General features: G+C 70.9%; 17 protein-coding genes. 14 read left to right on the forward strand and 3 right to left on the reverse strand.

What is annotated here, in order from left to right:
- Nucleotides 1–2: 2 nt before the first annotated feature.
- Together AC0T5L_RS13090 and AC0T5L_RS13095 are read right to left on the reverse strand one after the other, a co-directional pair.
- Nucleotides 3–1268 carry a DUF58 domain-containing protein gene (locus AC0T5L_RS13090; RefSeq protein ID WP_476165700.1) on the reverse strand — a complete coding sequence of 422 codons (1266 nt, stop codon included), beginning with the start codon at nucleotides 1266–1268 and terminating at the stop codon, nucleotides 3–5.
- 64 nt (nucleotides 1269–1332) lie between these two features.
- Nucleotides 1333–2325 carry an AAA family ATPase gene (locus tag AC0T5L_RS13095; protein WP_476165701.1) on the reverse strand — a complete coding sequence of 331 codons (993 nt, stop codon included), beginning with the start codon at nucleotides 2323–2325 and terminating at the stop codon, nucleotides 1333–1335.
- A 494-nt stretch (nucleotides 2326–2819) separates the two neighbouring features.
- Here AC0T5L_RS13095 and mraZ point away from each other — a divergent pair, with 494 nt between their 5' ends.
- The 4 genes from mraZ to AC0T5L_RS13115 all read left to right on the forward strand — a co-directional run bounded on the left by mraZ (nucleotide 2820) and on the right by AC0T5L_RS13115 (nucleotide 6999).
- Entirely contained in the window at nucleotides 2820–3251 is a 432-nt protein-coding gene (mraZ, locus tag AC0T5L_RS13100) for a division/cell wall cluster transcriptional repressor MraZ (protein WP_476165702.1), read from the forward strand.
- Between the two features lie 278 nt (nucleotides 3252–3529).
- Nucleotides 3530–4582, forward strand: coding sequence for a 16S rRNA (cytosine(1402)-N(4))-methyltransferase RsmH (gene rsmH / locus AC0T5L_RS13105; RefSeq protein WP_476165820.1), 1053 nt, complete (start codon nucleotides 3530–3532; stop codon nucleotides 4580–4582).
- Between the two features lie 9 nt (nucleotides 4583–4591).
- Entirely contained in the window at nucleotides 4592–5023 is a 432-nt protein-coding gene (gene ftsL / locus AC0T5L_RS13110) for a cell division protein FtsL (protein WP_476165703.1), read from the forward strand.
- Nucleotides 5020–6999 carry a peptidoglycan D,D-transpeptidase FtsI family protein gene (locus tag AC0T5L_RS13115; protein WP_476165704.1) on the forward strand — a complete coding sequence of 660 codons (1980 nt, stop codon included), beginning with the start codon at nucleotides 5020–5022 and terminating at the stop codon, nucleotides 6997–6999. Before ftsL ends, AC0T5L_RS13115 begins: the two co-directional genes overlap by 4 nt.
- On the opposite strand, the gene mmuM is transcribed toward AC0T5L_RS13115, so the two are convergent.
- Nucleotides 6996–7940: a homocysteine S-methyltransferase gene (gene mmuM, locus AC0T5L_RS13120; protein ID WP_476165705.1), complete on the reverse strand. Its 945-nt coding sequence runs from the start codon at nucleotides 7938–7940 to the stop codon at nucleotides 6996–6998. The genes AC0T5L_RS13115 and mmuM overlap by 4 nt on opposite strands.
- A gap of 189 nt (nucleotides 7941–8129) precedes the next feature.
- On the opposite strand from mmuM, the gene AC0T5L_RS13125 reads away from it, so the two are divergent.
- From AC0T5L_RS13125 to pgeF, 10 genes are all read left to right on the forward strand, one after another.
- Nucleotides 8130–9797 carry a UDP-N-acetylmuramoyl-L-alanyl-D-glutamate--2,6-diaminopimelate ligase gene (locus AC0T5L_RS13125; RefSeq protein WP_476165706.1) on the forward strand — a complete coding sequence of 556 codons (1668 nt, stop codon included), beginning with the start codon at nucleotides 8130–8132 and terminating at the stop codon, nucleotides 9795–9797.
- Nucleotides 9798–10172: 375 nt separating this feature from the next.
- On the forward strand, nucleotides 10173–11621 hold the full coding sequence (locus AC0T5L_RS13130) for a UDP-N-acetylmuramoyl-tripeptide--D-alanyl-D-alanine ligase (RefSeq protein ID WP_476165707.1): 1449 nt from the start codon (nucleotides 10173–10175) through the stop codon (nucleotides 11619–11621).
- A gap of 41 nt (nucleotides 11622–11662) precedes the next feature.
- Nucleotides 11663–12691: a phospho-N-acetylmuramoyl-pentapeptide-transferase gene (gene mraY, locus AC0T5L_RS13135; RefSeq protein ID WP_476165821.1), complete on the forward strand. Its 1029-nt coding sequence runs from the start codon at nucleotides 11663–11665 to the stop codon at nucleotides 12689–12691.
- Between the two features lie 2 nt (nucleotides 12692–12693).
- Nucleotides 12694–14154 carry a UDP-N-acetylmuramoyl-L-alanine--D-glutamate ligase gene (gene murD / locus AC0T5L_RS13140; protein WP_476165708.1) on the forward strand — a complete coding sequence of 487 codons (1461 nt, stop codon included), beginning with the start codon at nucleotides 12694–12696 and terminating at the stop codon, nucleotides 14152–14154.
- A gap of 166 nt (nucleotides 14155–14320) precedes the next feature.
- Complete coding sequence (ftsW, locus tag AC0T5L_RS13145; RefSeq protein WP_476165709.1) at nucleotides 14321–15769, forward strand: putative lipid II flippase FtsW; 1449 nt, start codon at nucleotides 14321–14323, stop codon at nucleotides 15767–15769.
- Nucleotides 15766–16926, forward strand: coding sequence for an undecaprenyldiphospho-muramoylpentapeptide beta-N-acetylglucosaminyltransferase (gene murG / locus AC0T5L_RS13150; protein WP_476165710.1), 1161 nt, complete (start codon nucleotides 15766–15768; stop codon nucleotides 16924–16926). Before ftsW ends, murG begins: the two co-directional genes overlap by 4 nt.
- Nucleotides 16923–18383, forward strand: a complete 1461-nt coding sequence (gene murC, locus AC0T5L_RS13155) for a UDP-N-acetylmuramate--L-alanine ligase (protein ID WP_476165711.1) — start codon at nucleotides 16923–16925, stop codon at nucleotides 18381–18383. The genes murG and murC overlap by 4 nt, the downstream gene beginning before the upstream one ends.
- A gap of 127 nt (nucleotides 18384–18510) precedes the next feature.
- Nucleotides 18511–19239 carry a cell division protein FtsQ/DivIB gene (locus AC0T5L_RS13160; RefSeq protein ID WP_476165712.1) on the forward strand — a complete coding sequence of 243 codons (729 nt, stop codon included), beginning with the start codon at nucleotides 18511–18513 and terminating at the stop codon, nucleotides 19237–19239.
- Nucleotides 19240–19734: 495 nt separating this feature from the next.
- On the forward strand, nucleotides 19735–21315 hold the full coding sequence (gene ftsZ / locus AC0T5L_RS13165; protein ID WP_476165822.1) for a cell division protein FtsZ: 1581 nt from the start codon (nucleotides 19735–19737) through the stop codon (nucleotides 21313–21315).
- Between the two features lie 320 nt (nucleotides 21316–21635).
- Nucleotides 21636–22355: a peptidoglycan editing factor PgeF gene (pgeF, locus tag AC0T5L_RS13170; RefSeq protein ID WP_476165713.1), complete on the forward strand. Its 720-nt coding sequence runs from the start codon at nucleotides 21636–21638 to the stop codon at nucleotides 22353–22355.
- The last annotated feature ends 217 nt before the right edge of the window (nucleotides 22356–22572 follow it).

Here is a 22572-nt window from a genome sequence, read left to right on the forward strand (position 1 = left end):
TCTCAACGCGGGCCCTTCCCGGGGGTGTGCGGCCCGGCGTGTGCGGGCCTCGCGGCAGCCGGCGCCGCGGCGGGTGCGCCCGCTCGGTTCCACAGCGGCGGCAGCTCGGTGGTGGAGGACAGGACGATGACGTGCCACCCGAAGACGGCCAGCACGTCGTGGACCCTGCTCAGGGTGTCGTGGTCGGGCCAGGCGGCGTGCGCGCACAACACGGCCACGCGGGTCCCGTTGCCGCCTGTCCGGGACAGTGCGGCGGCCTCCTCCGGATCGACCGCGCCCAGTACCGCCACCACCAGGCTTGTGGCCCCGCGTGAGTCGGCCAGCATTCCGATCCCGCCGAGCAGTCCCGCGGTGTCGGAGGGCTCCGCGACGGCCAGGCTGTCCAGCACACCGGCCGTGGTCGCGGTCTGCACCCGGCCCAGCTCGGTGTGGAAGCGCAGGTCGTGGCCGTTGTCGACCAGGCTCGTCGCCACGGAGGCGGCCACGCTCACCGCGGTCTCCAGCGATCCCTCGGGGCCCGCGTGGCCGTGCGCACGACGCCGCGTGTCCAGCAGGATCGCGCTGTTCTCACGCCAGTGCTGCTCGTCCCGGCGCACCATCAGCTCACCGTGCTTGGCGGTGGACCGCCAGTGCACCTTGCGGAGATCGTCGCCGTACTGGTATTCGCGCGGAACCGGGTCCTGCTCGCCGACTCCGCTCACCGAGCGGCGCGGCGAGTCCTCGCCCTTGGCGCCGTTGGCGGCGCCGAGCACGCCCAGCGGGACGGTCACGGGGGTCACGAGCAGGTGAGAGGGCGCGCCTTCGCGGTGGGTGACCCGCACGCATCCCAGCGGGTCGGTCACCCCGACCCGTAGCGGTCCGACGGGATAGTTCCCGCGCACGGCGGGCCGCACCAGGTAGCTGACGTCGCGTACGGTGCGCGGGCTCAGGTAACCCATCGTGTAGCGGGGCTCTCCGCCGAGCGGGACGGGCAGTGTGTCCGTCACCGAGATCGAGGCCGCCGGCCAGGTCGGCGAGGAGTTGCCCACGCGCACCTGTACCCGAGCGTCGTGCCCGGCCGTGACTCGGACGGGTGCCACGGTGCGGCTGTGCACGACGCGCGAGGCGGAGCCGAGGACCGTCAGCGCCGACAGCGGAGGGACGGCGATCAGTAGTACGCCCACGCCCACGAGCTCGCGTTGTCCCACGACGATGCCGGCCACCAGGGCTGCCAGGCCGAGGACGAGCATGCAGACGCCTCGTGCTGTGAGGGTTCGGTGCGGGCGCATGGACCCTCTCTCGGGGCGGATGCGAACAGGGGGCGAAGGGACGGTCGGAAGCGGGGGAGCGGGGTTACTGGGGCCCGGGGACGGGCAGGCGCGAGACCAGTTTGGCCACGATCTGCTCGGGGGAGAGGCGTTCCATCTGCGCTTCCGGTCCGGGCAGGAGGCGGTGCGCGAGCACTGGCACGGCCAGGGCCTGCACGTCGTCGGGAACGACGTAGTGCCGCCCGTCCAGGGCGGCGTAGGCGCGGGCGGCCTGCACCAGGTGCAGAGTCGCGCGGGGCGAGGCGCCCAGACGCAGCTCGGAACTGGTCCGCGTGGCGTTGATCAGGTCCACGATGTAGCGGCGCATGCCCGGGGCCACGTGTACCGAGTGCACCCGGTCGGCGAGAGCGCTGATCTGGGCGGCGTTGGCTACGGGTACCAGGTTGTCCAGCGGTGAACGTGAGCTGTGTGAGTCGATCATGTCGAGCTCGGCCTGTGGTGCCGGGTAACCGACCGATACGCGGGCCATGAACCGGTCGCGCTGGGCTTCGGGCAGGGCGTAGGTGCCCTCCATGTCGCCGGGGTTCTGGGTGGCCACCACCATGAACGGTCGCTCCAGGGAGCGGGTACGGCCGTCGACGCTGACCTGCCGTTCGGCCATGCATTCCAGCAGGGCGGCCTGGGTCTTGGGCGAGGCGCGGTTGATCTCGTCACCCAACACGATGTTGGCGAACACCGGCCCGGGGTTGAACTCGAACTCGCGCCGTTCCTGATGGTAGACGCTGACGCCGGTGATGTCGCTGGGCAGCAGGTCCGGGGTGAACTGGACGCGCTGCACGGAGCAGTCCACGGCCCGGCCCAGGGCCTTGGCCAGCATGGTTTTGCCGACCCCGGGGACGTCCTCGATGAGCAGGTGTCCCTCGGCGAGCAGGACTGTCAGCGTCAGGCGCAGTACTTCCGGTTTGCCCTCGATGACGGTTTCGATAGCGCCGCGGATGCGGTTGGCCACGGCGACGATCTCGCTGACGTCCTCTTGGACGCCGCCCCCGCGACCGCCGTGGTGTGTGCCGAGTGACACCAGACCCCTCCCGCTCCGTGTGCCGGTCTTCCGAACCGAGGCTAGCCCAATCAGGCCGATTGCAAACCAAAGTGCCGGAATCGACGGTCGATTGGTTTCAGGAGTGATCAAAGAGGCGCCAAAGGGCCCGAATCGGTCTTCTGATCCTTGGTGTGTGCGTCGGTGTGGGAAGGGGGACGGAATCTCGTGGAGGGGCCCGAGGCAACTGTCTCCGGGGTCTTTTCCCATCTCCGTCCCGCCCGGCCCTTCGTGCCCACCGCACGCATGTGCGGGGCGGTGTCGCGCGGGGTGCCGGGGCCAGCCGGGCCTGATGCGGGCGACACTCCGTGCCCCACGCCTCCCCACCTTCACGACAAACGCTATGACCTGCATATTTATCAATTCTTCGAAGTCCACACCCTGTTTGTCGCTGTTGACGGTGGGGAAGTGTGGAGTAAGGTGGAGCACCGTGGAGAGGGTGAATTCTCCACTTCGAGGGTGAGGGAGGTGGAAGTGTGTTCCTCGGCACCCACACGCCCCGCCTCGACCAGAAGGGGCGGCTCTTCCTTCCCGCGAAGTACCGCGACGAACTGTCGGGGGGACTGGTGATCACCAAGGGTCAGGAACGCTGCCTCTACGTCTTCCCGGCGGAGGAGTTCCGGCGCATCACCGACGCGCTCGCCAGTACTCCGGTCACTGCCAAGGCCGTCCGCGACTACAGCAGGGTCCTCTTCGCCAGCGCCTCGGACGAGAGTTGTGACAGGCAGGGCAGGGTCACCATCCCGGCCAAGCTGCGCGACTACGCGGGTCTGGATCGCGAATGCGTCGTCATCGGCGCCAACACGCGCCTGGAGATCTGGGACGCCAGGGCGTGGGCGGACTACGAGGCCGAGCAGGAGCCGGCGTTCGCGCAACTGTCGGAGGAGGTGCTGCCCGGGGTGCTGTGAACCCCGGCGGATCCGCCGCCGGTCCGATCAGCACACAGTCCACACCCTCGCAAGCCGGAGTCCGGCAACGGCCTCCGGGCGCGGTACCCACGAGCTGGCGCGACTTCCCCGGTGCCAGGTCGTGAACGCGAGCCCGCCGAAAGGTGGACAATAGCGGCCGTGTCCGGAGGCCCGCCGGAATCCGTCGGGCCACGCAAAGGACACCGTGGAGCGCACCGACAGCGGCGCTCCCGCGGCTACTCGGGGGAGACGGTGACAGCGTGGAGGAACAGCAGCGCATGGGGGACAACCGGCAGCACAGGCGGTCAGGGGACGACGGCGTCCGCGTGGACGGGGAACAGGACGTCGAGGCGCGCGTCGCGGCGGCTCGCGCCGGGCTCGACCCCCTGCACATGCCCGTCATGCTCGACCGGATCGTGAAACTGCTCGCTCCGGCCCTCAGCAGGCCCGGCGCCGTGTTCGTCGACGGGACCCTGGGGCTGGGCGGCCACTCCGAGGCACTGCTCAAGGCGTGCCCCGACATGCGTCTGGTCGGTATCGACCGTGACACCACCGCCCTGGAACGCAGCGCCAGGCGCCTGGCCCCCTACGCCGACCGCACCCATTTCGTGCACGCGGTCTACTCCGACATCCCGCGCGCCCTGGACGAGGCGGGCGCCGCCGACGCCGACGCGATCCTGCTCGACCTCGGCGTGTCCTCGCCGCAGCTGGACGAGACCGACCGCGGCTTCGCCTACGCCCACGAAGCGCCCCTGGACATGCGGATGGACCGCACCCAGCCCCTCACCGCGGCCGACGTGGTCAACACCTACTCGTTCTCCGCACTCACCCGCGTCCTGCGCTCCTACGGTGAGGAGCGCTTCGCCTCGCGCGTGGCCAGGGCCATCGAGCGCCAGCGCGCCCAGGCGCCCATCGAGTCCACGCGCGCGCTGGCCGAGCTGGTGCGCGAGGCCATCCCCGCGGCCACCCGCCGCACCGGGGGCCATCCCGCCAAGCGCACCTTCCAGGGCCTTCGCATCGAGGTCAACGCCGAACTGTCCATCCTCGAACGCACCCTGCCCGCGGCCGTCGCCCGCCTGGGCATGGGCGGGCGCGTCGCCGTGCTGTCCTACCACTCCCTGGAGGACAGGATGACCAAGAGGGCCCTGGCCGCCCTGGCCACCGACACCACCCCCGCCGACCTACCCGTCCCCCTTCCCGACCGGCAGCCCGAACTCCGGCTCCTCACCAGGGGGGCCGAACTCCCCACGGATGAAGAGAACGAACACAACCCGCGCGCCAGGTCGGCCCGTCTCCGGGCGGCCGAACGCGTGCGGCCGCCGCGGCAGTAGGGAGAGCAGATGAGTACGAGGACGGACACGCGCCGCGCACCCGCCCGCGGCAGGAGGGCCGCCGCGGGGGTCGCGGCCCCCGCGCGCCCCAAGCGCTCCGCCGCGCGCCCAACCGCGGAGCGCACACGCGCCAAGGCGGGCACGCAGGCGCGAGCACCGCGTATCCCCTTCGTCCTTCTCATCCTCTGCCTGCTCGGTGGAGCCCTGATCAGCCTGCTCGTGCTGCGCAGCGTCGTGGCCGAGGAGGCCTTCGCCATCGCCAACCTCCAGGATCAGAACCAGCAGATGTCCTACGCGGAACAGCAGCTGCGCGGCACCGTCGCCCACCTGGAGACCTCCGAGCGCATCTCTGAGGAGGCCGAGGCGATGGGGATGGAACAGGGCGAGGCCCCGCTCTTCCTGGACCCCGACAGCGGCGAGGTCACCGGGAGCGGTGAGTGAGCGCACCCAGGGACCGACGCCCCCGTGACCCCCGCAGACCCGGTGCGACCAACCGATCGGGCTCTCGGCCCAGTAAGCGCCCCCAGCGCGAGGCGCGACGCCCCGTCGACGGCACGCGCTCCCGTTCCTCAGCACGTGCTCAGGGGCGGTCGCCGCGCGAAGCGCGCGGCGGCGACCGCGCCCGCCGCCGACCAGCGTCCCCGCCCCCGACTCCGCCGCTGCTGCGTCGCACCTTCCGCCGGGGCGATCCGCGCGGGCGCATCAAGGTCGGCGGAGCACTGATCCTGGTGATCCTGCTGCTCTTCGCCGGTCGCCTGGTGCAGATCCAGGTCCTGGAGGCTGACCACTACGCCGAGGCGGCCTCCAACACGCGCCTGCGGACCATCGACATCCCCACCCTGCGTGGCCAGATCACCGATGCGAACGGCAAGCCGTTCGCGCTGTCGCTGGAGGTGCGCACCGTCTTCGTCGACCCCGAGGAGGTCGAGGAGGAGGAGCGTGCCCAGCTCATCGACGAGCTCTCCGACCGCTTCGACATCGCGGAGGACGAGGTCGAGGCCAAGGTGGACGCCGACTCCAGCCGCTACGAGGTGGTCGCCCGCGACATCCTGCCCGACGAGTGGGAGGAGCTGAGCGACCTGGGCCTGTCCGGGCTGGGCTCCGAGGTCGACTACGAGCGCGTCTACCCCGAAGAGACCGGTGCCGCCGACCTGGTCGGCTTCGTCGGCACCGAGGGCCACGGCCTGGAGGGGCTGGAGGGCTACCTCGACAGCACCCTGGCCGGCGAGGCGGGAAAGCGCCGGGTCGAGGTGGGCATGGACGGCACCCAGATCCCCATGGCGGGCGGCCTGGCCCAGGAGCCCGTGCCCGGCCAGGACGTGCGGCTGACCCTGGACCAGGACATTCAGTGGTACGCGGCCCAGACCCTCGCCGACAGGGCGGAGGAGCTGGAGGCCGAGGGGGGCAGCGTCATCGTGGAACGGGTCGGCACCGGAGAGGTCCTCGCCATGGCCGACTATCCGACCTTCTCCCAGAGCGACATCTCCACCAGCAGTTCGGAGGAGTGGGCCAACGGCTCTGTGGCCGAGACCTTCGAACCGGGCAGCACCAACAAGGTCATCACCCTGGGCGCGGCGCTGGAGGAGGGGGCCACCACCCCGGAGACGGTGTACACCGTGCCCTACAGCATCGAGTACTACGACCGTACCTTCCGCAACTCCGCCGACCACGGCACCCAGCGCCTCACGGTCAACGGCATCATGGCCCAGTCCAGCAACGTCGGCACCATCAAGATCGCCGACCAGGTGGGCGCCGGGGTCCTGCACTCCTACATGAAGAACTTCGGGCTCGGCCAGCCGACCGGTTTGCAGCTGCCCGGTGAGGAGGCGGGCGTGCTGACCGACCCCGAGGACTGGTGGGGCACCCAGCTGCCGTCGGTCTCCATCGGTCACGGCCTGTCGGTGAACGCCTCACAGATGGCGTCGGTGTACTCCACCATCGCCAACGGCGGCGTGCGGGTGGATCCTCGTGTGGTCGCCGGGACCGTGGACACCGACGGCGGGTTCACCCCGGCGGAGAAGCCCGGGCAGCGGCGTGTGGTCAGCGAGGAGACCGCCGAGCAGCTCGCGCTGATGCTGGAGGCGGTCACCAGCGACGAGGGCACCGCGCCCGAGGCCCGCATCGACGGGTACCGGGTCGCCGGGAAGACCGGTACCGCCAACCGGATCAACCCGGAGACGGGGGACTACGAGGACGGCGGCTACACGGCCACCTTCGCCGGTTTCGCGCCCGCCGACGACCCCCAGGTCGTGGTCCAGGTGGTCCTGCACAACCCGCAGGAGACCTACTACGGCGGTGAGGCCGCCGGGCCGGTGTTCAACGACATCATGTCCTTCGCCCTGAAGTCGCTGAAGGTTCCGCCGACGGAGACCGATCCGCCCGCCATCCGCCTGTTCGAGGACGAGGCGGCCGGCTAGGGAGTGCTCTTGGGCAGTGCCGTCCCCGGGCCTCCTCCGGCGCGTGCCAGGTGGGCGCGTACGGAGCGGATGTGCTCGGGGCCGGTGCGGCAGCACCCGCCCACGAGCACCGCTCCAGCCTCGTACCAGCCCACGGCGGCCCGCCCGAACTCCTCGGGCACGCCCGTACCGGTCCAGCGCTGCCGGTCGGCGTCCCAGGTCTCGCCCGAGTTGGGGTAGGCCACCGCGGGGAGACCGGCTTCGGCGACAGCGCGCACCAGTGCGGGAACGTGCCGGGGGGCGGTGCAGTTGACGCCCACCGCCACCAGCCGACCTGCGGCGTACAGCGGAGCGAGCGCGGCGGCGGCCTCGCGCAGGGGAGTGCCGTCGTTGACGTGTTCGCCGTCCCGGCAGGAGAAGCTGATCCACGCGCGGGCGCCGGGGGACTCGTCCAGCAGCCGGGCCAGGGCCAGCGCCTCGGGCATCGACGGGATGGTCTCGCAGGCGATCAGGTCCGCCCCGGCGTCGGCGAGCACCCGCCACCGCTCCCGGTGCCAGAGGTACAGGCCGTCCCCGTCCAGGTCGTAGTCACCGGTGTACTCCGAGCCGTCCGCCAGAGCCGCCCCGTAGGGGCCCACCCCGGCCGCGACCAGGCCCGAACCGAAGGAGTCACGCTCGGCCCGCGCCAGCTCCACCGATCGGGCGATCAGCGCGCGGGCCTCGGCCTCACCGGCGCCCCGGGAGGTGAACGCCGGAACGCTCGCCTGGTACCCGGCGGCGACCGCCACGTCCGCGCCCGCATCGAAGTAGTCCCGGTGTGCCCGGCGGATCATTTCGGGAGCCTCGGCCAGCAGCCGTGCCGACCAGAGCCCGCCGCCCAGGTCGCAGCCGTAGGACTCCAGGCGGGTCGCCAGCCCGCCGTCGAGTACCAGCGGACGTCCGCCGGGAGCGGTTCTGAGCATGCCGAACCTCCACGTACGAAGACCTTGCCAGTCTAGGGCGGCACCGGCCGCCACCGGCTGTTCATCGACGGGTCCGGCACAGCCCGCGTAACCTGGGAGAAACGCCCGGTTCGGAAACTGCGGTGAACGCAGCGTGGAAATTACCGACCGGTCGTCCGCAACGGTTAACCTCCACACGTGCCACCGGTAATGCGACCTGAACACACGCCACTTCGTCCCCTGTCCGCCCTCGCAGCGCTGCTCGGGCCGGACGCCGCCCTCCTACGCCCTGACCTGGGCCCGGACCGTCCCCCCGAGCTGCCCGACAGGGAAGTCCACGTCCGGGGCATCACCCACGACTCACGGAAGGTGGGACCCGGCGACCTGTACGCCGCGTTGCCCGGGACCCGCGCGCACGGCGCCGACTTCGCCGCGGGCGCGGCCGACGCGGGCGCTGCCGCGATCCTCACCGACACCGCCGGCGCGGAGAGGGCCGCCGCCACCGGGCTGCCCGTGATCGCGGTCCCCGACGCGCGTGCCGCACTCGGCAGGGCGGCCTCCTGGATCTTCAAGGACCCCGCGCAGGACCTGCTGTTGATCGGCACCACCGGTACCAGCGGCAAGACCACCATCACCTACCTGGTCGAGTCCGGTCTGCGCCAGGCCGGGATGCACACCGGCCTGGTCGGCACCGTGGAGATGCGCGTGGACGACGAGCGGGTCGTGTCATCGCTCACCACCCCCGAGGCCACCGACCTGCACGGCCTGTTCGCCCTCATGCGCGAGCGGGGCGTCACCGCCGCCGCCATGGAGGTCTCCAGCCACGCCCTGGCCCTGGAGCGGGTCGGTGGCACACGCTATGACGTCGCGGTCTTCACCAACCTGTCGCAGGACCACCTGGACTTCCACTCCGACCTGCGCGACTACTTCGACGCCAAGGCCCGTCTGTTCACCCCCGAGTACTGCGACATCGCGGTGATCAACGCCGACGACCGGTTCGGCCGCGCTCTCGTGGACATGGTGCAGGCCGACGGCAGCGTCCCCGTCACCACCTTCTCCGTGGAGGGCTACACGGACGCCGACCCCGCCACCGCCATGGAGGCCGACTGGCGGGCCGTGGAGGTGCGTCTGGGCGCCACCGGCAGCACCTTCCGCATCGTCGGTCCGGGCGGCATGGAAGCGGACGCCTCCGTCGCTCTGCCGGGCCCCTTCAACGTGTCCAACGCGATGGCCGCCATCGTCGGCCTGGTCGAGGCGGGCCTGCCGCTGGAGACCGCGATCACCGGGGTGGCCGCCGCCCCCGGCGTGCCGGGCCGCATGGAGCCGGTCGTGGCGCGTGACGTCCCCCACGCTTTCCAGGACTTCACCGCGCTCGTCGACTACTCCCACAAGCCCGGCGCCATCGAGGCGGTCCTGACCGCACTGCGGGCCACCACCGAGGGTGCCGTGACCATGGTGGTCGGCTGTGGCGGCGACCGTGACCGGGCCAAACGCCCGCTCATGGGTGAGGCCGCCGCGCGCCTGGCCGACCAGCTCGTCATCACCAATGACAACCCGCGTACCGAGGACCCCCTCACCATCGCGTCGTCGATGCTCGAAGGGGTCGCCAAGGTCCCCGAGGACCAGCGTGCCTGCGTCACGGTGGAGTTCGACCGGGCCGAGGCCATCCGCCTGGCCGTCGAGCGCGCCCACCCGGGCGATGTGGTGGTCGTCGCGGGCAAGGGCCATGAGACCGGTCAGTACGTCAAGGGCGAGGTGCTGCCCTTCGACGACCGGGAAGTGCTGCGCGCGATGATCGAGGAACACCTCGGCATGAGCACTCGCGAACGTCTGGGTGTCGCTCTCCAGGACATCCATCGGGTCCCTGACGAGGGATAACACGTCAGGGCCTCCGGTCGGCTCTGTCCGGAAGCGGGGCGCGGGCGCAGTCCGCGCCCCTTCGCGTGTCCGGGCCGTGTCCAGCGCGCGAATCACGGGCGCTGGGGTCGCAGACGGTCACGAAGCGGAACATATTGCTGCACACGGGCTCTGGAAGGACCCCGGACTCCCCGATATGTTCTAAGGTAGGTCCGGCAATCGCAGCCCGAAACGTGCCGCCCACGGTGGCGTCCACGACGCGGCCCATGCCGACACCGTGGTGAGGCCCGGCGCGGCAACGCACGGCTTCCGCGGTGCCATCCCCTGACCTGACTCCGGCCGGGTGGCCAGCCGCCCCTGTGGCGCCGTGGACCGGGCCTGACATGAGGAGTGGATTTGATCGCGCTCACGCTCGATCGGATCGCTGAGATCACCCAAGCCGCCATCGGCGGATCAGCGCGCCCCGACGCCGTCGTCGACGGCCCCGTCGTCATCGACTCCCGGCAGGTAGCGCCCGGTGCGCTCTTCGCCGCCCTGGGCGGTGAGCGCGTCGACGGACACGACTTCACCGATACCGCGGTCGAGGCCGGAGCGGTGGCCGCCCTGGTCTCCCGTCCCGTCGACGCACCTCACCTGCTGGTCGAGGGCGGGGACGACGGGGTGATCGAGGCATTGGCCCGGCTCGCCCGGTACACGGCCCTGGAACTCAGCGACCCCCAGCGCGCAGCCGAAAGGGCCGAGATCGTCGCGGTCACCGGCTCTTCCGGAAAGACCACCACCAAGGACCTCATCGCGCAGGTCGTGGAGCGGATGGGTCCGACCATCGCCCCCACAGGCTCGTTCAACAACGAGATCGGTCACCCCCTCACCGTGCTCCGCGCCGGCACCGGGACCCGTCACCTGGTCCTGGAGGTCGCCGCCCGCGGCATCGGGCACATCGCCCACCTGTGCCGTGTGGCCCCGCCCCGGATCGGCGTGGTCCTCAACGTCGGCAGCGCCCATATGGGCGAGTTCGGCGACCGGGAGACCATCGCCAAGGCCAAGGGCGAGCTGGCCGAATCGCTTCCACCGGGCTCCGACGGCAAGGGCTCCGGAGGGGTCGCCGTCCTCAACGCCGACGACCCGAGGGTGAGCGCGATGGCCTCGCGCACCAGGGCGCGCGTGGTCACCTACGGCCTGGCGGAGGACGCGCACGTACGCGCCACCGACGTGGTCCTGCGGGAGGCGGGAGCCCCCTCCTTCACCCTCCACCTGGACGGGCGCCGGATCCGGGTGGATCTGGCACTCGTCGGTGCGCACCAGGTTTCCAACGCGCTGGCCGCCGCGGCGGTCGCCGACGAACTCGGTATGGACATCACCGGGATCGCCGAGGCGCTGGGCGCCGCCACCCCGGCCAGCCGGTGGCGCATGGAGGTTACCGAGCACGCTGGTGCCACCCTCGTCAACGACGCCTACAACGCCAACCCCGAGTCCATGCGCGCGGCGCTGACGACCCTGGGAGCGCTCGCTCGGGACCGCCGCTCCATCGCCGTCCTCGCCCACATGGCCGAGCTCGGCGAGGACGGCCATGTCGAACACGAGCGGATCGGCGAGCTGGCCGCCCGCACGGGAGTGGCCCATCTGATCGTGGTGGGAGAGGCGGCCGAGGGCATAGCCGCCGGTGCGGAGAACGCCGCCCGGAAGGGCCTGTGGCAGGGTGAGAGCGTCCGAGTGGCTGATGCCCCGGGGGCCGCTGCGGCGCTACGCGAACGGTTGCGCACAGGAGACGTCGTCATTGTGAAGGGATCGCGCGTGGCAGCTCTCGAAAGGGTTATCGACCTCATGACCGAGGGTGATGTCCAGTGATCGGCATCTCCATCGCATCAGCGCTTTCGCTGATCGTCTCCATGGCGCTGATGCCATCGTTGATCAAGCTCCTGTACCGGTTCAAGTTCGGACAGGAGGTACGCGACGACGGCCCCGAAGGCCACAAGACCAAGCAGGGCACGCCCACCATGGGCGGCGGCGTCATCATCCTCGGCGCGGTGGTGGGCTACTTCGGCTCCCACCTGGTGCTGTGGCTGGTGCAGCCCGCGGCCACCGGGCCCACCGCCTCCGGCCTGCTGGTGATGTTCCTGTTCGTGGGCATGGGCTGCGTCGGCTTCCTCGACGACTTCATCAAGATCTACAAGCGCCGCAGCCTGGGCCTGCGCAGCAGCGCCAAAATGGTCGGGCAGGCCATCGTCGGCGTGGGCTTCTCCTACGGCGTCACCATGTTCCCCAACGGCTACGGCTACACCCCCGCCGCCCCCAGCCTCTCCTTCCTGCGTGACTTCGGCCCCCCGCTGATGATCGGCATCTTCGTCATCTGGGCGCTGTTCCTCATCGTCGGCTTCTCCAACGCCGTCAACCTCACCGACGGCCTGGACGGCCTGGCCACCGGTGCCACCATTCTTTCCCTGGTCGCCTACGTCATCATCGGCAACTGGCAGCTGCGGCAGTCCTGCGTGTCCTATCTGTCCGACAGCTGCTACACGGTCCGCGACCCCCTGGACCTGGCCGTGGTGGCCGCGGCCGTGCTCGGCGCCTGCATCGCCTTCCTGTGGTTCAACGCACCGCCCGCCAAGATCTTCATGGGCGACACCGGTTCCCTGGCCCTGGGCGGCCTGATCGTGGGCCTGGCCATCACCACCCGCACCCAGCTCCTGCTGCTGTTCATCGGCGGCCTGTTCGTCATCATCACCATGTCGGTGATGGTCCAGATCACCTCCTTCCGCCTCACCGGCAAGCGCGTGCTCCGCATGGCGCCGCTTCAGCACCACTTCGAGCTCAAGGGCTGGGCCGAACCCACCATCGTGATCCGGTTCTGGATCATCCAGGGCCTGTTCGTGGCGATCGCCATCGGGCTCTTCTACCTGGAATGGATGCCGAGGTAGACATGGCTCACCATGCTTCTGACACACCGAGCGGCTCCGCTCCGGGCCAGGACAAGCTGGAGGGGCGGCTGGTCTGCGTCGCCGGCCTGGGCGTTTCCGGGCCCCCGGTGGCCAGGGCGCTCCTGGCCCGCGGAGCCCGCGTGACCGTCGTCGACGGCCGCGACGACGACACCGTCCGCCCGGTCGCCGCCGAACTGCGGGAGGCCGGGGCCGAGGTGATCCTGGGCGGGACACCGCTGCCCGAGGGCTGCGACCTGATCGTCACCTCTCCCGGGTGGCGTCCGGACTCCCCGCTGCTGGTCCGGGCCGCCGAGGCCGGTATCGAGGTCATCGGAGACGTCGAACTCGCCTGGCGGCTCAAGCCGGCCGACCAGGTGTGGCTGGCCGTCACCGGCACCAACGGCAAGACCACCACCGTGCGGATGCTGGAGGCCATGCTCCGCGCCGACGGCCTTGACGCCCTGGCCGTCGGCAACGTCGGCACCCCCGTCATCGACGCCGTGCTGCCCGACGCCGACGGCCGTGTCCACGACGTCCTGGCAGTGGAGCTGTCCAGCTTCCAGCTGCACTGGTCCTCCAGCGTGCGCCCGCACGCCGCCGCCGTGCTCAACGTCGCCTCCGACCACCTGGACTGGCACGGCGGCCTCGATCCCTACGCCCGTGCCAAGGGGCGGGTGTTCGCGCCCGGCACCGTCCGCGTGGCCAACACCGCCGACGCCTGGTCCACCCGCCTGGCTGAGGAGGACGGCGACCCGCACACGCCCCTGGTGGGCTTTCGCCTCGACACCCCGCGTGCGGGCGAGGTCGGTGTGGTCGAGGACCTGCTGGTGGACCGGGCCTTCGTCGCCGAGCCGCACAGCAGCGCCGAGGAGCTGGCCACGCTCGCCGACGTGCGCCCGGCCGCTCCGCACAACGTCGCCAACGCCCTGGCCGCCGCCGCGCTGGCCCGGTCGGTGGGCGTGGCGCCCGCGTCGGTTCGGGCGGGCCTGGCCGCCTTCGAACCCGAGCCGCACCGCATCGCCTTCGTGGCCACGGTGGGGAGCGTCGACTACGTCAACGACTCCAAGGCCACCAACCCACACGCCGCCGCCGCGTCCCTGGGCGCCTATCCCTCCGTGGTCTGGGTCGCGGGCGGCCTGCTCAAGGGGGCCGAGGTCGACGATCTGGTGACGATGGCCGCCGACCGGCTGCGCGGGGCCGTGCTGATCGGCGCTGACCGTGCACGCCTGCGTGAGGCCCTGACCGAGTACGCGCCGGAGGTACCCGTGATCGAGCTCGAGGGCCCCGCCGCTGACGCTCCCGAGGGCCACACGGTCATGGACACGGTGGTCTCCGCCGCCGCCTCCCTGGCGAAGGAGGGGGACACCGTGCTGTTGGCGCCGGCGGCCGCCTCCATGGACATGTTCACCAACTACCCCGAGCGGGGACGGCTCTTCGTCGAGGCCGTTCACCGGCTTCTCTGAGTAGCGCGATACCACCCGTGTGTGACCGAACGTGCGCGGGTGGCTTCCGCTGTGCCCTCCGCCACCGCCTCCCGCGGTCAAAGATGGCCAACACGCGGAAAATGTCCACGGTCTCCTACTCGCCCGTACGCCAGTATTGAGGCGCTGGATCGTGCGGAGGGTGTGGATGGCGGCGACGACGGCGGTTCCCCGGATGGCCCGGCCCAAGGGACGTTCGGCGACAACGAGGCGTGCAGCGGCGGGAGGGCGCGAGCGCGCCCTGTGGCGTGAATGGGTGCGGTCCCTGGACCGGCCGCTCACCTCCTACTACCTGATCCTGGGTACCGGGGCGCTGCTCATCGCCCTGGGCCTGGTCATGGTGCTCTCGTCCACGATGGTCGACTCCATCACCGAGACCGGGTCGGCCTTCTCCACGTTCCAGAAGCAGCTGGTCTCGGCCGTCATCGGTCTGCCCCTGATGATCCTGGCCTCCCACCTGCCCCAGCATCTCTTCCGGCTGGTCGGCTACCCGGCGATGATCCTGTCGGCGGCGCTGCTGCTGCTCACCGTCTTCCAGGGCGAGGAGGTCAACGGCGCCACCCGCTGGCTGGACATCGGCGGCCTGGTCGTGCAGCCCTCCGAACCCGCCAAGCTCGCCTTCGCCCTGTGGGGCGCCAACATCCTGGCCCGCAAGGACGAGCTGCGAGAGCTCACCGAGTGGCGGCACCTGCTCATCCCGCTGCTGCCCGGCTGCGGCCTTCTGGTCCTACTGGTGCTGCTGGGCTCCAACCTGTCCACGGCCCTGGTGTTCCTGATCACCTTCCTGGGCCTGCTGTGGGTGGTCGGAGCACCGGGCAAACTCTTCGTGGCCATGTTCGGCCTGGTCCTGACCCTGGCCGCCATCGCCATCGCGATCGAGCCCTACCGCATGGCGCGAGTCACCAGCTTCCTGGACCCCGAGGCCGACCCGCTGGGCGCCAACATGCAGTCCCTGCACGGGCTCTACGCGCTGGGCACCGGCGGATTCCTCGGCTTGGGCATCGGCGCCAGCCGGGAGAAGTGGGGTTTCCTGCCCTTCGCCGAGTCCGACTTCGTCTTCGCCATCATCGGTGAGGAGTTCGGCCTGCTCGGTACTCTGCTCGTGCTCGCCCTGTTCGGCGTGCTGGGCTACGCCGGGCTGCGTGTGGCCTTTCGCGTCAGGGCGCCCTTCCCACGCCTGGCCGCCTTCGCCATCGTCACCTGGATCCTGGGGCAGACCATGGTCAACGTGGGCGCCGTCATCGGGCTGCTGCCCGTCACAGGCGTCCCGCTGCCCCTGGTCTCCTACGGGGGGTCGTCGCTGATCACCACCATGGTGGCCCTCGGAGTGCTCCTTGCGCTGGCCAAGGCCGAGCCCCAGGCGCAGAAGGCCCTGGAGGCTCGGGGTCCCAGTCGTGCGCAAAGGGCTCTAAGCTGGCTGGGCCTGGAGAATGTCGCCGCATCGGTGAACAACCGCGGCGACGCCTCGTCCTCCAGGCGCGCCACCACAGCACGCGGCCCACGTACGCGGGGCCCCCGCGGTGGCGGGACGACATCCAAGCACAGGAACGGACCGGTCCCGGCGGGTGACCGGCCAAGGAGGAATCGGCGACGATGAGGGTAGCCCTCGCCGGAGGCGGCACGGCCGGGCATATCGAGCCCGCACTCTCCCTTGCGGACGCGCTGCGGCGCATCGATCCCAGTACGGAGATCCTCTGCCTGGGAACCGAGCGGGGTCTGGAGACCCGGCTGGTGCCCATGCGCGGTTACGAGCTGGGACTGATCCCGGCCGTTCCCCTGCCGCGTAAGATCACCCCCCAGCTGCTCACCGTGCCGGGCAAGCTCGCGGGCGCGCTCAGCGCGGCGGGCGAGCAGCTGGACCGGTTGCAGGCCGACGTCATCGTCGGCTTCGGCGGCTACGTGGCCACCCCCGGCTACCTGGCCGCGCGGCGCAGGCGCATCCCCATCGTCGTACACGAGGCCAACCCCCTGCCGGGCCTGGCCAACCGGCTGGGCGCGCGTATGACCCCGCACGTGTACACCGGGCACCCCCACACCCAGATCCGCAACGGCCGATTCATCGGCATCCCCCTGCGCCAGCAGATCACCGCGCTCGACCGGCTGGCCATGGGCGACAAGGCGCGCGCCTACTTCGGCCTGCGCCACGACCTGCCCACCCTGTTGATCTTCGGCGGCTCCCAGGGCGCCCAGCGTGTCAACGAGACCGCGTTCGCCGCCCGCGACGCCTTCCGTGACAGCGGTGTGCAGGTCCTGCACGTCGTGGGCCCCAAGAACTCCGAGGAGCCCCAGGACTTCACCCAGGCGGGCATCCCCTACGTCGCCGTGCCCTATGTGGACCGCATGGACATGGCCTACGCCGCCGCTGACATGGCCATGTGCCGCTCCGGTGCGATGACCTGCGCGGAACTGACCGCCGTCGGACTGCCCGGCGCCTTCGTGCCTTTGGCCATCGGCAACGGCGAGCAGGCCCTGAACGCCGAGCCCATCGTCCAGGCGGGCGGCGGCCTGATGGTCGACAACGCCGACATCTCCGTTGAGTGGATCGTGAACCAGCTCATCCCGGTGCTGACCGACACCGACCAGGTCGTGACCATGTCCGAGGCGGCCGCTCGGATGGGCCGCCGCGACGCCGACGCGGCGCTGGCCCAGGAGGTCATGGCCATCGCCCGCGGCGACAAGCCCACCCCCGACATGCCGGTGCCCGACGACGACGGCGACGAGGCCTTCCTCGACGATGGGAAGGACACCCGATGAGCCTGGTACGGCCGACCGAACCGGTCCCCGTCGACAAGCTGGGACGTACCCACTTCATCGGCCTGGGCGGCGCGGGCATGTCCGGCATCGCCCGCGTGCTGTTGCAGTCCGGGGTAGAGGTCTCCGGCAGTGACGCTCGAGACAGCGACACCCTGCGTGCGCTGGAGGAGATGGGCGCCGACATCCACGTGGGACACGCCGCCGAGAACCTCGGCGCGGCCGAGACCCTCGTGGTCTCCTCCGCCATCCGCGAGGACAACCCCGAACTGGCCGAGGCACGCCGCCGGGGCCTGCGCGTGCTGCCCCGGGCCGCCGCCCTGGGCGCGCTGCTGTTGGGCCGTGAGGGCATCGCCGTCTCCGGCACCCACGGCAAGACCACCACCACCTCCATGGTCGCGGTCGTGCTCCAGCACCTGGGCGTCGACCCCGGCTACGTGATCGGCGGCAAGCTGGTCACCACCGGTCTGGGCGCTGACGCCGGTATCGGCGAGGTCATCGCGGTGGAGGCCGACGAGAGCGACGGATCCTTCCTCATGCTCTCCCCGAAGATCGCCGTGGTCACCAACGTCGAGGCCGACCACCTGGACAACTACAGCGGTATCGAGGAGATCCACGCCAACTTCTCCTCGTTCCTCGACCGCGTCGAACGCACCCTGATCGTGGGTGTGGACGATCCGGGCGCCCGTCGGGTGGCCGAGTCGGCCCGCGAGCGGGGGAAGAAGGTCCTCACCTACGGCGAGGCCGAGGACGCCGACTACCGGATCACCCGGGTGCGCGCACGCGGCTTCACCACCGAATTCACCATCCGGACCACGGACGGCGAGCCCGTCGACGGCCAGCTCGCCGTCCCGGGCCGGCACAACGTGCTCAACGCGGCCGCCGCGATCGCCGTCGCCGACGAACTGGGCCACGACCTGGACGTGGCGGTGGAGGGCATCGCCGACTTCGCCGGTGCCGCCCGCCGCTTCGAGCTCAAGGGGGAGGCCGGAGGCGTGGCTGTCTACGACAGCTACGCCCACCACCCCACCGAGATCGAGGCCGACCTGCACGCCACCCGGGCGGCTCTGGAGTCCTTCGCCGAAGAGGCGCGCGAGGCGGGCCGGGAACACCATGAGGGCCGCGTCGTGGCCCTGTTCCAGCCGCACCTGTACAGCCGCACCCGCATCTTCGCCGAGGAGTTCGCGGCCGCGCTGGGCCTGGCAGACGAGGTCGTGGTGATGGAGGTCTACGCCGCCCGGGAGGACCCCGAGCCCGGGGTCACCGGTGAGCTGATCACCTCACGTGTGGCCCACGACCGCGTGCGGTACGTGCCTGGCCGGGACGAGGTCGTGCGCCGGGTGGCCGGGCTGGTCCGCTCCGGCGACATCGTGCTCACCATGGGCGCGGGCGACGTCACCGATCTGGGGCCGCGCATCGTGGACGCCGTCGCCGAGGCGGCCGACGAGGCCCAGGGCTGACCGCGGGGCCGTACCGCTATCCTCACGCACCGGCCTCCGGGAACGGAGGCCGTCCCGCACGACGGGGCCGCCCCGGACCGGGGCGCGGGGAGCACGGGCCGGAACGAGCGCAGTAGGGAGGGCACAGGTGGACGCGGAGCGGGACCGGACCGCCGGGAAGGCCGTGCCGAACAGGGGGTCCGACCCCTGGAAGTCCGCCTTCGTGGCGTTGCTGGTGGTCGCCCTGGTATGCGTGGTCATCTGGATCCTGCTCGGGTCCCGGCTGCTCGTGGTCCGCGACGTCGCGGTCGCCGGCACGGAACGGGTTCCGGCCGGGGAGGTGATCGAGGCCGTGAACGTGACCACCGGCACGCCGCTGCTCCGGGTCGACCTCGACCGGAGCAGTCAGCGCGCCGAGTCCCTGACCCTGGTGGAGTCGGCGGAGGTCACGCGCGGCTGGCCCGCGACCCTGAAGGTCGAAGTGGTCGAACGCCAACCCCTGCTGGCCGTGCGGGTGGGGGAGGAGTACCGGCTCGTGGACGGCGACGGCGTACGTATCGAGGACTCCGAGAACCGCCCCGACACCCATCCGCTGGTCCGGGTCACCGGGGAGATCGAGGGCAGCGGTGCCGTCCGCGCCGCCGCGGACATCGTCGGCCAGGCACCGGACTCCCTCATAGCCAGGATTCGGCTCATCGACGCCACCGAGCCGGACGCGATCACCATCGAGCTCACCGACGGTTCCCTCGTCGAGTGGGGTTCGCCCGAGGACACGGCCGACAAGAGCGCCGTCCTGGAGGTGCTGATGCGCGAGCACCCGCCGAAGGAGGGCCGTGTCTACGACGTGGCGACCCCTGATCTCGCCATCGTTGAGTGAAGCGGGTACCAGGTCCAGGAAAAGGAAGAGGCGTGCCAGGCAGAACCGATTCACGGCCCGGCGTATGCCGATCCAGGTCACGGGTGACCAGGTTCGGAGCGGTCCGCGCGGACATTCCAGACGCGACGCGCCGGGTGCGCACATCGCTTCCTCGTGTTATACGACGTTAGGCTGATCTCGTCATCGGTTGCCCGTGGTCGGCGGTCCGCTTACTGTCGGGAAGCACAACCAACGTCAACAAAGCAGCAAAACACGCTTTTCGGGTACGCAGGAACCGTTCCATCCCGTTTCGCGGCGGACCGTACTGGTCCTCGCCGGGCAGGGGGAGACGGAACCGGCGGCCCAGGGTCCCCGACCACGGCGTCGCGCACGTCCCGTCGGAGAACCCGAAACGCACACTGTAGAACCGGATGCCGGTCCGGCGGCGTATCCGGTGGCGCACAGCCACCGGAGGCGGAGGCGGAACGGCGTATGCGAGCGGAAAGGCCCCTCGTCGTGGCAGCACCGCAGAACTACCTCGCGGTCATCAAAGTCGTCGGCATCGGCGGCGGCGGTGTCAACGCCGTCAACCGAATGATCGAAGAGGGGCTCAAAGGCGTCGAGTTCATCGCCATCAATACTGACGCCCAGGCGCTGTTGATGAGTGACGCTGACGTCAAGCTCGACGTCGGCCGCGAACTCACCCGTGGCCTGGGCGCCGGAGCCAACCCCGATGTCGGCCGCAGGGCCGCCGAGGACCACCGGGAGGAGATCGAGGAGGTCCTCAAGGGGGCCGACATGGTCTTCGTTACCGCAGGTGAGGGCGGGGGCACCGGCACGGGCGGCGCCCCCGTCGTGGCCAACATAGCCCGCTCCCTGGGCGCCCTCACCATCGGTGTGGTCACCCGCCCCTTCGGCTTCGAGGGCAAGCGGCGTGCCACCCAGGCCGAGTCGGGGATCGCGATGCTCCGCGAGGAGGTCGACACGCTCATCGTGATCCCCAACGACCGGCTGCTGTCCATCTCCGACCGTCAGGTCAGCGTGCTGGACGCCTTCAAGGCCGCCGACCAGGTCCTGCTTTCCGGTGTGCAGGGCATCACCGACCTGATCACCACGCCGGGCCTGATCAACCTGGACTTCGCCGACGTCAAGTCGGTCATGTCCGGGGCGGGGTCGGCACTCATGGGCATCGGCTCCGCGCGCGGGGACGACCGGGCGGTCGCCGCGGCGGAGATGGCGATCTCCTCGCCACTGCTGGAGGCGAGCATCGACGGCGCCCACGGTGTGTTGCTGTCCATCCAGGGCGGCTCCGACCTGGGACTGTTCGAGATCAACGAGGCGGCACAGCTCGTCGCGAACTCGGCGGCCCCCGAGGCCAACATCATCTTCGGCGCCGTCATCGACGACGCCTTGGGCGACGAGGTCCGGGTCACCGTTATAGCGGCTGGTTTCGACGAGCCGGAGGTCACGGGTTCGGTGGTGAGGGAGCACCAGCCGGTGGACCCTCCTGAGGCCGTCGTCCCCAAGACGGGCATCACGTCCGGCAAGGAGGAGTCGTCCGCTTCGGCGGCGCCCGCCACCGCGGACGCGAGCGGGACGTCGGCCAACAGCACGTCGTGGACCACGCAGAACCGTCCGGCCGGGCCTGCCCCGGAGGCGGCCCGTCCGCAGACACGGCCGGTCCAGCAGCCCGTGCGGCAGCAGCCGGTCGAGCAGCAGCCGGTGCAGCAGCAGCCGGTGCAGCAGCAGCCGGTGCAGCAGCAGCCGGTGCAGCAGCAGCCGGTGCAGCAGCAGCCGGTCGAGGCTGAGCCCGCTCCGCGGGAGCAGCACGCGCCGCGGGAGTCGGATCCGGTCACACGGACCCCGGCCCACGGTACGGCCGCCTTCACGGCGGAGACGGCCTCCACCGAGTCCTCCTGGGTAGAGGAGCCGCAGGTCGCCCAGGAGGAGCCGCACACGCGTGAGGACGGCCAGGGCAGTCGTATCCACGCCGTCGCGGACTCCACCGCCGAGCGGCGCGGGGAGGCACCCACGCCCCGGCGCAGGGTCATCTTCGACGACCCCGACGACCTGGACGTGCCGGAGTTCCTGAAGTAACCGCCTTACCCGGGATCTCCGGCCCGGGTGCGGGGCCCGACCGGTGAAGGCCCTTCCTCCCAGGAGGCGGTGCGTTCCCGGCCGGGCCATCGGTGTCCAGGGTGCCGGTCGGCCACCGGGGACAACCGGGCCGGGGCCGTTCGTGGCGTCAGTGGTAAGGTCCTGGGCCGAGGGGACGGTGGGGCCGGAACCGGCCACTTTTCTTCTTTCCTCAGAGCCTGTGTCCGGACCCGACCGAATCAGCGGCCACCGCGCCGGATCCCGTGGTCCACGGCGCGGACCGGGGTCCCCCTCCTTGAGGAGCGGGAGGACTCGAACGGATGGGCAACGTCATCGACCTGGGACGCGGGTTCCGTGCCTGCGTCACCGAGCGGCGCGGAGGGGTGAGCGCCCCGCCCTACGACTCGCTCAACCTGGGATCGGGCTCGGGGGACGAGCGGGAGGCCGTGCTCGCCAATCGCAAGACCGCCGCACAGGACCTGGGGTTCGACGTCGACCGGGTCGTGTGGATGAACCAGGTGCACAGCGCCGACGTCCTCGTGGCGACCGAACCCGGCGGTGCGGGTACCTGCGACGGCGTGGTCACCACCCGCTCCGACCTGGTCCTGGCCTCGCTGGCCGCCGACTGCCTGCCGGTCCTGGCCGTCGACTCTGAGGCGGGAGTGCAAGGCGCCGCCCACTCCGGACGGCTCGGCACCGCCCACGGGGTCGCCGCCAACCTGGTCGCGGTCATGGTCGGCCAAGGCGCCCGCGCCGACCGGATCACCGTCCTCCTCGGACCGGCCATCTGCGGCGAGTGCTACGAGGTGCCGCGGCAGCTGAGGGACGAGACCGCACGCGAGGTCCCCGAGGCGTCCTGCACCACCCGGAAGGGCACCGCCGGAGTGGACATGCACGCCGCCGTCACCGCCCAGCTGCGCCGGACGGGCGTCACCGACATCCGCTCCGACGGCCGCTGCACCCTGGAGAGCCCGGAGCTGTTCTCCCACCGCCGGGACGCGCCGACCGGAAGGTTCGCATCCTTTGTCTGGCGGGTCTGACTGTCGTACCGGACCGCCAGGATGTGTTCCGAGAGCTCACCGGGTCCACCGGGTGCTTCCTGTCACCCGGTGGACCCGGACCTCGCGCGGTACCGGTCGGGCGGGGCCACGAGGCTCCGCGCCGCGGCAGACCAGGATGGTGGTCAGCGGCATTGTGTAGTAGGCACGAAGGTGCGGAAGATAACAGTCGTGGGATCCGTCCCAGGGAAGGAACACC

This window comes from Nocardiopsis sp. TRM 82005 (genome assembly GCF_056312425.1).

Coding starts and splice junctions, on each gene's coding strand:
- AC0T5L_RS13090 (WP_476165700.1), bottom strand. CDS start 1,268: ATGCGCCCGCACCGAACCCTCACAGCACGAGGCGTCTGCATGCTCGTC.
- rsmH (WP_476165820.1), top strand. CDS start 3,530: ATGGGGGACAACCGGCAGCACAGGCGGTCAGGGGACGACGGCGTCCGC.
- ftsL (WP_476165703.1), top strand. CDS start 4,592: ATGAGTACGAGGACGGACACGCGCCGCGCACCCGCCCGCGGCAGGAGG.
- mmuM (WP_476165705.1), bottom strand. CDS start 7,940: ATGCTCAGAACCGCTCCCGGCGGACGTCCGCTGGTACTCGACGGCGGG.
- AC0T5L_RS13125 (WP_476165706.1), top strand. CDS start 8,130: ATGCGACCTGAACACACGCCACTTCGTCCCCTGTCCGCCCTCGCAGCG.
- mraY (WP_476165821.1), top strand. CDS start 11,663: ATGGCGCTGATGCCATCGTTGATCAAGCTCCTGTACCGGTTCAAGTTC.
- murD (WP_476165708.1), top strand. CDS start 12,694: ATGGCTCACCATGCTTCTGACACACCGAGCGGCTCCGCTCCGGGCCAG.
- ftsW (WP_476165709.1), top strand. CDS start 14,321: ATGGCGGCGACGACGGCGGTTCCCCGGATGGCCCGGCCCAAGGGACGT.
- murG (WP_476165710.1), top strand. CDS start 15,766: ATGAGGGTAGCCCTCGCCGGAGGCGGCACGGCCGGGCATATCGAGCCC.
- murC (WP_476165711.1), top strand. CDS start 16,923: ATGAGCCTGGTACGGCCGACCGAACCGGTCCCCGTCGACAAGCTGGGA.
- pgeF (WP_476165713.1), top strand. CDS start 21,636: ATGGGCAACGTCATCGACCTGGGACGCGGGTTCCGTGCCTGCGTCACC.